At 73.9% G+C, this 7,421-nt stretch carries 8 protein-coding genes and 2 pseudogenes; 5 read left to right on the top strand and 5 right to left on the bottom strand.

Going from position 1 to position 7,421, the window contains the following annotated elements:
• The 4 genes and pseudogenes from VGD85_RS02850 to VGD85_RS02835 all read left to right on the top strand — a co-directional run.
• Nucleotides 1-265 (top strand): annotated as a pseudogene (locus VGD85_RS02850) (nitrite reductase (NAD(P)H)); the annotation flags it as partial.
• Complete coding sequence (gene nirD / locus VGD85_RS02845) at nucleotides 262-621, top strand: nitrite reductase small subunit NirD (RefSeq protein ID WP_331061934.1); 360 nt, start codon at nucleotides 262-264, stop codon at nucleotides 619-621. The pseudogene VGD85_RS02850 and the gene nirD, both read left to right, overlap by 4 nt.
• A complete protein-coding gene (locus tag VGD85_RS02840) occupies nucleotides 618-1,736 on the top strand; it encodes a uroporphyrinogen-III synthase (protein WP_331061933.1) in 1,119 nt (372 codons plus the stop codon). The genes nirD and VGD85_RS02840 overlap by 4 nt, the downstream gene beginning before the upstream one ends.
• Nucleotides 1,733-2,374: a sirohydrochlorin chelatase gene (locus tag VGD85_RS02835; protein ID WP_331061932.1), complete on the top strand. Its 642-nt coding sequence runs from the start codon at nucleotides 1,733-1,735 to the stop codon at nucleotides 2,372-2,374. The genes VGD85_RS02840 and VGD85_RS02835 overlap by 4 nt, the downstream gene beginning before the upstream one ends.
• An 89-nt stretch (nucleotides 2,375-2,463) precedes the next feature.
• On the opposite strand, the gene VGD85_RS02830 is transcribed toward VGD85_RS02835, so the two are convergent.
• Genes VGD85_RS02830 through VGD85_RS02810 form a run of 5 tightly spaced genes read right to left on the bottom strand, consistent with a single transcriptional unit; the run spans nucleotide 2,464 to nucleotide 7,042 of the window.
• Complete coding sequence (locus VGD85_RS02830; protein WP_331061931.1) at nucleotides 2,464-3,975, bottom strand: cation acetate symporter; 1,512 nt, start codon at nucleotides 3,973-3,975, stop codon at nucleotides 2,464-2,466.
• Between the two features lie 10 nt (nucleotides 3,976-3,985).
• Nucleotides 3,986-4,363, bottom strand: coding sequence for a hypothetical protein (locus VGD85_RS02825; RefSeq protein WP_331061930.1), 378 nt, complete (start codon nucleotides 4,361-4,363; stop codon nucleotides 3,986-3,988).
• Nucleotides 4,360-5,097, bottom strand: coding sequence for a LytTR family DNA-binding domain-containing protein (locus tag VGD85_RS02820; RefSeq protein ID WP_331061929.1), 738 nt, complete (start codon nucleotides 5,095-5,097; stop codon nucleotides 4,360-4,362). Before VGD85_RS02820 ends, VGD85_RS02825 begins: the two co-directional genes overlap by 4 nt.
• Nucleotides 5,094-6,209 carry a sensor histidine kinase gene (locus tag VGD85_RS02815; RefSeq protein WP_331061928.1) on the bottom strand — a complete coding sequence of 372 codons (1,116 nt, stop codon included), beginning with the start codon at nucleotides 6,207-6,209 and terminating at the stop codon, nucleotides 5,094-5,096. The genes VGD85_RS02820 and VGD85_RS02815 overlap by 4 nt, the downstream gene beginning before the upstream one ends.
• Before the next feature lie 2 nt (nucleotides 6,210-6,211).
• On the bottom strand, nucleotides 6,212-7,042 hold the full coding sequence (locus VGD85_RS02810; RefSeq protein WP_331061927.1) for a class I SAM-dependent methyltransferase: 831 nt from the start codon (nucleotides 7,040-7,042) through the stop codon (nucleotides 6,212-6,214).
• Nucleotides 7,043-7,077: 35 nt separating this feature from the next.
• Between VGD85_RS02810 and VGD85_RS02805 the strand changes: the two are divergent.
• Nucleotides 7,078-7,421 (top strand): annotated as a pseudogene (locus VGD85_RS02805) (oxidoreductase); the annotation flags it as partial.

The raw sequence follows: 7,421 nt of genomic DNA, 5'->3' as shown, positions 1-7,421 counted from the left end.
CCGCGAGATCGTCGTCGACGACGCCCTCGGGCTCGGCTCGGAGCTCGAGGCCGCGATGGCCCGTCACGTCGACTCCTACTTCGACGAGTGGAAGGCCACGATCGACGACCCCGACAAGCTCGCCCGGTTCGTCTCGTTCGTGAACGCCCCGGACACGCCCGACCCCCACATCGCGTTCCGAGCCGAGCGGGAGCAGGCGGTGCCGGAGGACTCCTCGGGGCCGGTCGTCCTCGGCGCCACGATCCCGGTGGGGGCGCCGCGATGAGCACCTCGACGGACTCCACGACCTACACGACTGTCTGCCGGCTCGACCAGATCGAGGTCGAGGGCGGCGTCGCGGCCCTGGTCGACGGCGCCGCGGTCGCAATCTTCCGGACACACAACGGTTACGTCTATGCGATGTCCAACTACGACCCTTGTTCACGTGCGTCGGTGCTGGCGCGCGGGATCGTCGGCACCCGCGGCGAGATCCCGTACGTCGCGTCGCCGATGCACAAGCAGGCCTTCGACCTGCGCACCGGACAGTGCCTCGACGACGCGGCGGTCCGGGTCCCGACGTACGACGTCCGGGTCGCCGACGGCATCGTGCTCGTCGGCCCCCCACGTGAGGAGAGTCCGTGACCGAGGCCCTGCCGCTCGCCGGCTTCCGGATCGGCGTGACCGCCGCCCGGAAGGTCGACGAGCAGGTGGGCCTGCTCGAGCGGCGCGGCGCCACGGTGGAGTGGGCGCCCGCGCTCTCCCTGGAGCCCAACCACGTCGACGACGACCAGCTGCGCGCGGCCACCGAGGAGGTCCTGGCTGCGCCGGTGGACATGTTCCTGGCGACCACCGGCATCGGGATGCGGGCGTGGTTCGACGCGGCCGAGCGGTGGGGGATGCTGCCGGACCTGCTGGCCGTCCTGGACTCCGCCGAGATCCTGGCCCGGGGGCCCAAGAGCGTCGGCGCGCTGCGCGGCCGGGGGCTGCGCGAGCTGTGGGCGCCGCAGTCGGAGTGCTTCGAGGACGTGCTCGAGCACCTGCGCGGCCGGTCGCTGACCGGCCTGCGCATCGTCGTGCAGGAGCACGGCCAGTCGCTCTCGATGGTCGCCCACGCACTGCGCCGTCAGGGTGCCGACGTCACGACGGTCACCGTCTACCGGGTGGCGTCCGCAGACGACCCCGAGCCGATGTTCAAGATGATCGACCTGATCGCCGACCGTTCTCTCGACGCGGTGACGTTCACCTCCGCGCCCGCGGTCGCGGCGCTCATGGAGGCCGCCGGGTCGACCGGGCGGCGCGACGAGCTGGTCTCGGCGTTCCAGGCCGACGTCGTCGCGTCCTGCGTCGGCCCGGTGACCGCGGCGGCGTTCGAGATGTGGGGCGTGCCGACGATCTACCCCGAGCGGTCGCGGTTGGGCGCGATGGTCAAGCAGCTCGAGACCGAGCTGCCCTCGCGCCGGTCCGGGTTGGTGGTCGAGCTGGTCGGTGGGCATCAGCTGCTGATGCACGGTGACGACGTGCTGCTCGACGGCGCCGAGGTCAAGCTCTCGGCGGCTCCCGCGGCGGTGCTCAACGCCCTCGTCGCCAACCCCGGCAACGTCGTGTCCCGCCCGGCGCTGCTCGCGATGCTGCCCTCGGGGACCGCCGGGTCGGAGCACGCGGTCGAGATGGCCGTCGCGCGGCTGCGCGCGGCGCTCGGCACCCGGGCGGTGCAGACGGTCGTCAAGCGGGGCTACCGGTTGGCGGTGGTTCCGTGAGGTTGGTGACGGTCGCGCACGGGACGCGCCTGCCGGCTGGGAACGAGGTGGCGCGGTCGGTCACCGCCTCGGCTGGTGCGCGTTTGGGGATGCCGGCCGTCGCGGCGTTCGTCGAGCTCGCCTCCCCACTGCTGTCGTCGGTGCTGTCGTCCCCCGAGCCGGCAGTCGTGGTGCCCCTCCTGCTCTCGACCGGCTACCACGTGCGCGAGGACCTCGCAGCGGTGGCCGGCCGCGCGCTCGGGCCCGATGCCCTGCTGGCGCAGGCCCAGGTCGGCCGTCTCGGGGCCGCCGGCGCGCGCCCCGGATCACCGCTGGTGATGGTGGTCGCCGGCTCGCGCGACCCCCTCGCCGGCCGCGACCTCGCCCTCGCCCGAGACCTGCTCGCGGACGCCTGGGGCGGGCCGGTCCGCCTCGCCACGCTGGGCGGTCTCGGCGATCGCCCGGCCGACGTGGTCCGACCCGGCGACGCGGTGTCGCCGTACCTGCTCGCCGAGGGGTTCTTCGCCACCCGCTGCCGCGCCGAGTCGCTCGCGGCGGGGGCCTCGGTCGTCGCCGAGGTCCTCGGACCGCACCCGAGCATCGTCGACCTCGTGGTCGCTCGGGCCCAGGAGCAGCTCGCCGCCCGGCGCTCGGCGTGAGCCGCCCCCTGCTTGTAACGCGGGGTTGTTGGATCTAGGAACCCCCTTACAAGGGGGTGACCAGATCCCCTAACCCCGCGTTACAGCGGTCAGCCGCGGTCGAGGTCGAGCACCTCGGGCGTGTGCAGCCGCACCAGGAACCGCCCGGTGTGGGGCGGGATCCGGGGGGCGGTGAGCAGCGAGACGACGACCATCGTGGTGATGGCGAGCGGGAAGCTCCAGGCGGCGGGCTGGCCCATGAGCGTGTCCAGCCAGCCGTCGGGGTCCGACACCGCCAGCGTCCACACGATCGCGACGCCACACCCCACGCCACCAACGAGCAACCCCGCGATCGCGCCGCTGGGGGTGAGTCGCCGCCACCAGATGCCGAGCAGCAGCAGGGGGCAGAACGTCGACGCGGCCATCGCGAACGCGAGCCCGACCGCCCGTGCGACACCGAGGTTGGGCACCGCCAGCGCGACCACGCACGGCACCGTCACCGCGACCACCGCCCCGAGCCGGAACGCCGTGATGCCCTCGAGCCGCCGCCCGGCCCAGGCGCGGCCGGTCACGTCCTGGCTGAGCACGCCCGCCACCGCGATCGAGAGCCCCGAGGACGTCGAGAGGAACGCCGCGAACGCCCCGGCGGTGACCAGCCCGGTGAGCAGCTCGCCGACCGGTCCGTCGAGCATGATCCGCGGCAGCTCGAGCACCAGCGCGTCGGCCCGGTCGGTGCCGGCCAGGTCCGGTGCGTAGAGCCGCCCGAGGGCGCCGTACAGCGGCGGCAGCAGGTAGAACACGCCGAGCAGGGCGAGCACGACGAGCGTCGTACGACGGGCCGCGCGGCCGTCGGGGTTGGTGTAGAACCGGACGACCACGTGGGGGAGGCCCATCGTGCCGAGGAACGTCGCCACGATCAGGGAGTAGGTGACGTAGAGGCCCTCGCCGCCCCCGGAGGCGAGCGGCACCGACCACCCGTCGGAGCCGGAGGAGAACGGCGTACCGTCGTCGGCCCAGACGGCGAGCAGGACCGCGCCCGGCACCAGCAGCGCGGTGAGCTTGAGCCAGTACTGGAACGCCTGGACGAACGTGATGCTGCGCATCCCGCCGGACGTGACGTTGGCGAGCACGACGACCCCGACGATCACCGGCCCCACCCAGGTCGGGGCCCCGATCGTCGATCGCAGCGTGATGCCCGCGCCCTGGAACTGCGGCAGCAGGTAGAGCCACCCCACGGCGACCACCAGCAGCGAGCAGACCGAGCGCACCGCCCGGGACCCGAGGCGTGCCTCGGCGAAGTCGGGGAGCGTGTAGGCGCCGGAGCGACGCAGCGGCGCGGCCACCAGCACCAGCAGCACCAGGTAGCCGGCCGTCCAGCCGACCGGGTACCACAGCATGTCGGCGCCGAACGTCAGCACGAGCCCGGCGACGCCGAGGAACGACGCGGCCGAGAGGTACTCCCCGCCGATCGCGCTCGCGTTGAGCCGCGGCCGCACCGACCGGGACGCCACGAAGAAGTCGCTGGTCGTCCGCGAGAACCGCAACCCCCAGGTGCCGATCAGCAGCGTCGCGATCGTCACCAGCGTCACCGCGACGACTCCGGGAGCGGCGTCGAGGCTCACGCGCGGGCCCTCATCGTTCGACCTCCGAGACGAGCTCGGCGAAGTCGCGCTCGTTGCGCTCGGCCCGGCGCACGTAGACCCAGCCGAGCACCAGCAGCCACGGATACACCAGGACCCCGATCAGCACCCACGCGAGCGGCACGCCCAGCACGTCGGCACCGGCCAGGCCCGAGAAGAGGTGGAACACCAGCGGCACCAGCCCCAGGGTCGACGCGAGCGCGGTCAGCACCCCGGCGGCCAGCCGCAGCTGCTCGCGCAGCAGCGAGCCCATGTAGACCTCGCCGAGCCGCGTCTCGTCGTCGATGTCGGCGGTGCGGGCCGGCGTCGTACGCCGTCGCGGCGGGCCGGTCACCCGGACCCGGCCCGGCGGCGGGACGGCGTCGGTCATGGCCGGCGGGTCCGGTTCTGGAGCAGCAGCTCGCGCAGCTCGCGCGTGTGCCGGCGGCTGACGCCGAGCTCGACCGGCGGCTCCCCGACGACCACCGCGCAGCGTCCGGCCTCCATCCGGACCTCGCGCACGTGGGCGAGCGAGACCAGCAGCGAGCGGTGGATCCGCACGAACCCGGCGTCGGCCCACTCCTCCTCGAGCGTGGCCAGCGGGATGCGCACGAGGTGGGAGCCGTCGGCCGTGTGCAGCCGGGCGTAGTCGCCGTGGGCCTCGACGTGGGTGATGTCCGAGCGGTTCAGGAACCGGGTGACGCCGCCGCGCTCGACGGCGATCTGGGGGTCCGCGGGGGCGGGGGTGCGGTCGGTGCCGGCCACCACGCGGCGGACCGCCTCGGCGAGCCGGTCCGCGCGCACGGGCTTGAGCACGTAGTCGACCGCGTGCACCTCGAACGCCTCCACCGCGTGGCCCTCGTGGGCCGTGACGAACACGATCTGCGGCGGCGACTTGAACCGGCTGAGCACCTGGGCCAGCTCGAGCCCCGTCAGCCCGGGCATCTGGATGTCGAGGAACGCGACGTCGATCTCGTCCTCGCGCAGGATCCGCAGGCTCTCGGTGGTCGAGTCGGTGGCGAACACCTCACCGACCCGCTCGTCGCGCTCGAGCAGGTAGCGCAGCTCGTCGAGCGCCGGGCGTTCGTCGTCCACGACCAGCACCCGCAACCTGGGATGGCTCATGCGTGCACCCCCGGGGCGAACTTCGGCACCCGCACGGTCACCTTGGTGCCGGCTCCCGGCGCGGTCTCGACGGCGAGCCCGAAGTCGTCGCCGAACGCGTTGCGCAGCCGCCCGTCGACGTTGCCGAGGCCCGTCGAGTCGAGGGAGGTGTCGCCCGCGAGGGCGCGACGGACGACGTCGGGGTCCTCGCCCACGCCGTCGTCCTCCACCTCGATCACGCACTCCTGTCCCTGGTCGCGCGCGACGATCCGGATGTGGCCGCCGCTCTCCGCCGACTCGAGGCCGTGGCGCACGGCGTTCTCGACGAGCGGCTGGATGCAGAGGAAGGGTACGGCGACCGGGAGCACCTCGGGCGCGATCCGCAGCGTCACCCGGAGCCGGTCGCCGAACCGGGCCTGCTCGAGCAGCAGGTAGCGCTCGACCGAGCGGAGCTCCTCGGCGAGCGTCGTGTACTCGCCGTGCCGGCGGAAGGAGTAGCGGGTGAAGTCCGCGAACTCCAGCAGCAGGTCGCGGGCCCGGTCCGGGTCGGTGCGCACGAAGCTCGCGATCGCGCCGAGGGAGTTGTAGATGAAGTGGGGGCTGATCTGGGCGCGCAGGGCGCGGACCTCGGCCTCCATCAGCCGGGTCCGCGAGGCGTCCAGCTCGGCGAGCTCGAGCTGCGCGCTCACCCACTGGGCCACGTCGTCGGCGGCCCGCGCCAGCCCGGCCGTCGGGTAGGCGGCGAACACCTGGAGGGTCCCGACCACCCGCTCCTCGACGACGAGGGGACTGACGATCGCGGTCCGGATCTCGCACCCGGGCTCCTCGCACGGCAGGTCGTGCCGGTCGAACATCCGGGTGCGTCCGCGCTCGACGGTCTCGGCGGCCAGGTCGCCGCACTGCTCCTCGTGGTGCTGGCCGCTGCCGTGCCAGGCCAGGGCCGACGCGGTGTCCGTGAGCGCCAGTGCCGGGCACCCGAGCAGGTCGTGCAGGTGCCGGATGCTCCGCTCGGCACTGGCCGCCGTCAGGCCCTCGCGCAACGCCGGCGACGCGAGCGACGCGCTGTGCAGGGCGCGGAACGTGGCCCGGTCGGCCTCGGTCCCGAGGTGCCTGCGCCGCCACGGTCGGGGCATGGTCAGCGGAAGTCGATGAGCAGCATGTCGGTGTCGGACCCGTCGGTGACCGGCGACGCGGCGGGCTCGCCGTCCGGGCCGGGCGCCGTCGCCGTCGTACGCGCGGCGACCGGGCAGCGGACGCAGTTCGCGATGTACGGCAGCTGCATGCCGTCCATGCCGCGCCCGTAGTCGTCGTAGAACGCGACGACCTCCGCGAGCCGGGCCGCACGCTCCTCCTCGGGGAGGGTCGCGATGGTGGACCGGGACAGGGCGAGGTCGGCGATCGACTCGCGGTCGACGACCTGCCAGTGCCGGAACGTCTCGGTGTCGACGTCGCCGAACAGCTCGCTGCTCTCGAGCGCGTCGATGGAGCGCAGGTCCTCCTGGGTGCCGATCAGCGCGCCGAGCCGGCGCACCCACGGGATCCGCTCGTCGCGGGCGTTCCACACCACGGCCACGTGGCCGCCCGGCTTGAGGACGCGGGCGATCTCCGGCAGCGCACGCTCGTGGTCGAACCAGTGGAACGCCTGCGCGACCACCACCACGTCGTACGACGCGTCGGCCACGGGCAGGTCTTCGGCGCCGGCGACGCTCGTGCGGACCTCGGGCAGCCGCTCGCGCAGCACCGCCAGCATCTGCTCGTCGGGGTCGGTCGCGTGCACGTCGTGCCCCAGACCGACCAGGACCTCGGTCAGCTTGCCGGTGCCGGCGCCCAGCTCGAGCACCGTCGTCGGCTGCTCCCCGGTCAGCCACGCGGCGGCCTCGCGCGGGTACGTCGGCCGGGCGCGGTCGTAGGCGCCGGCGACGCGGCCGAAGGAGAGCGCGGCTGCGGGGGAGGACTGGTCGCTCATCGGGGCCACGCTACCCGCTGGATACGGTGATCCACGTGACCACAGACCCCTTGTCCCGCTTGGCTTCCCTCGAGGGCGTGCCGTCGGCGTACGCCGCCGCCCGGGACGGGATCGACGTGATGCTCCGCGACCGCGGGCTGCGGCGCACCTCGCCCGAGACCACCGCCGAGAGCCTGCTGCGCGGCGCCCACGCGAGCGCCGTGCTCGAGGGGTCGGGCTCGAGCCTGGCCGACGTGCGGACCGGGGCCGGCGACGAGGTCGCCGGCGACGCGGTGCGGGTCTCCACCGAGCTGCTCTCGCTCGTGCCCACCCTGGGGCGTACGCCGTTGCAGGCGATGGCCCGCATCCACGCCCTCGCGTCGGCGACCCAGCCCGCCGA

The organism is Nocardioides sp., from assembly GCF_036401255.1.
GTDB lineage: Bacteria > Actinomycetota > Actinomycetes > Propionibacteriales > Nocardioidaceae > Nocardioides.
The sequence above is the reverse complement of the archived record's forward strand: the minus strand, read 5'-3'. Positions and strand labels throughout refer to the sequence as shown.

Bases quoted from the DNA above. Each gene is read 5' to 3' on its own strand.
- VGD85_RS02815 (WP_331061928.1), bottom strand. From the start codon at position 6,209: ATGCCCCGACCGTGGCGGCGCAGGCACCTCGGGACCGAGGCCGACCGG.
- nirD (WP_331061934.1), top strand. From the start codon at position 262: ATGAGCACCTCGACGGACTCCACGACCTACACGACTGTCTGCCGGCTC.
- VGD85_RS02820 (WP_331061929.1), bottom strand. From the start codon at position 5,097: ATGAGCCATCCCAGGTTGCGGGTGCTGGTCGTGGACGACGAACGCCCG.
- VGD85_RS02825 (WP_331061930.1), bottom strand. From the start codon at position 4,363: ATGACCGACGCCGTCCCGCCGCCGGGCCGGGTCCGGGTGACCGGCCCG.
- VGD85_RS02810 (WP_331061927.1), bottom strand. From the start codon at position 7,042: ATGAGCGACCAGTCCTCCCCCGCAGCCGCGCTCTCCTTCGGCCGCGTC.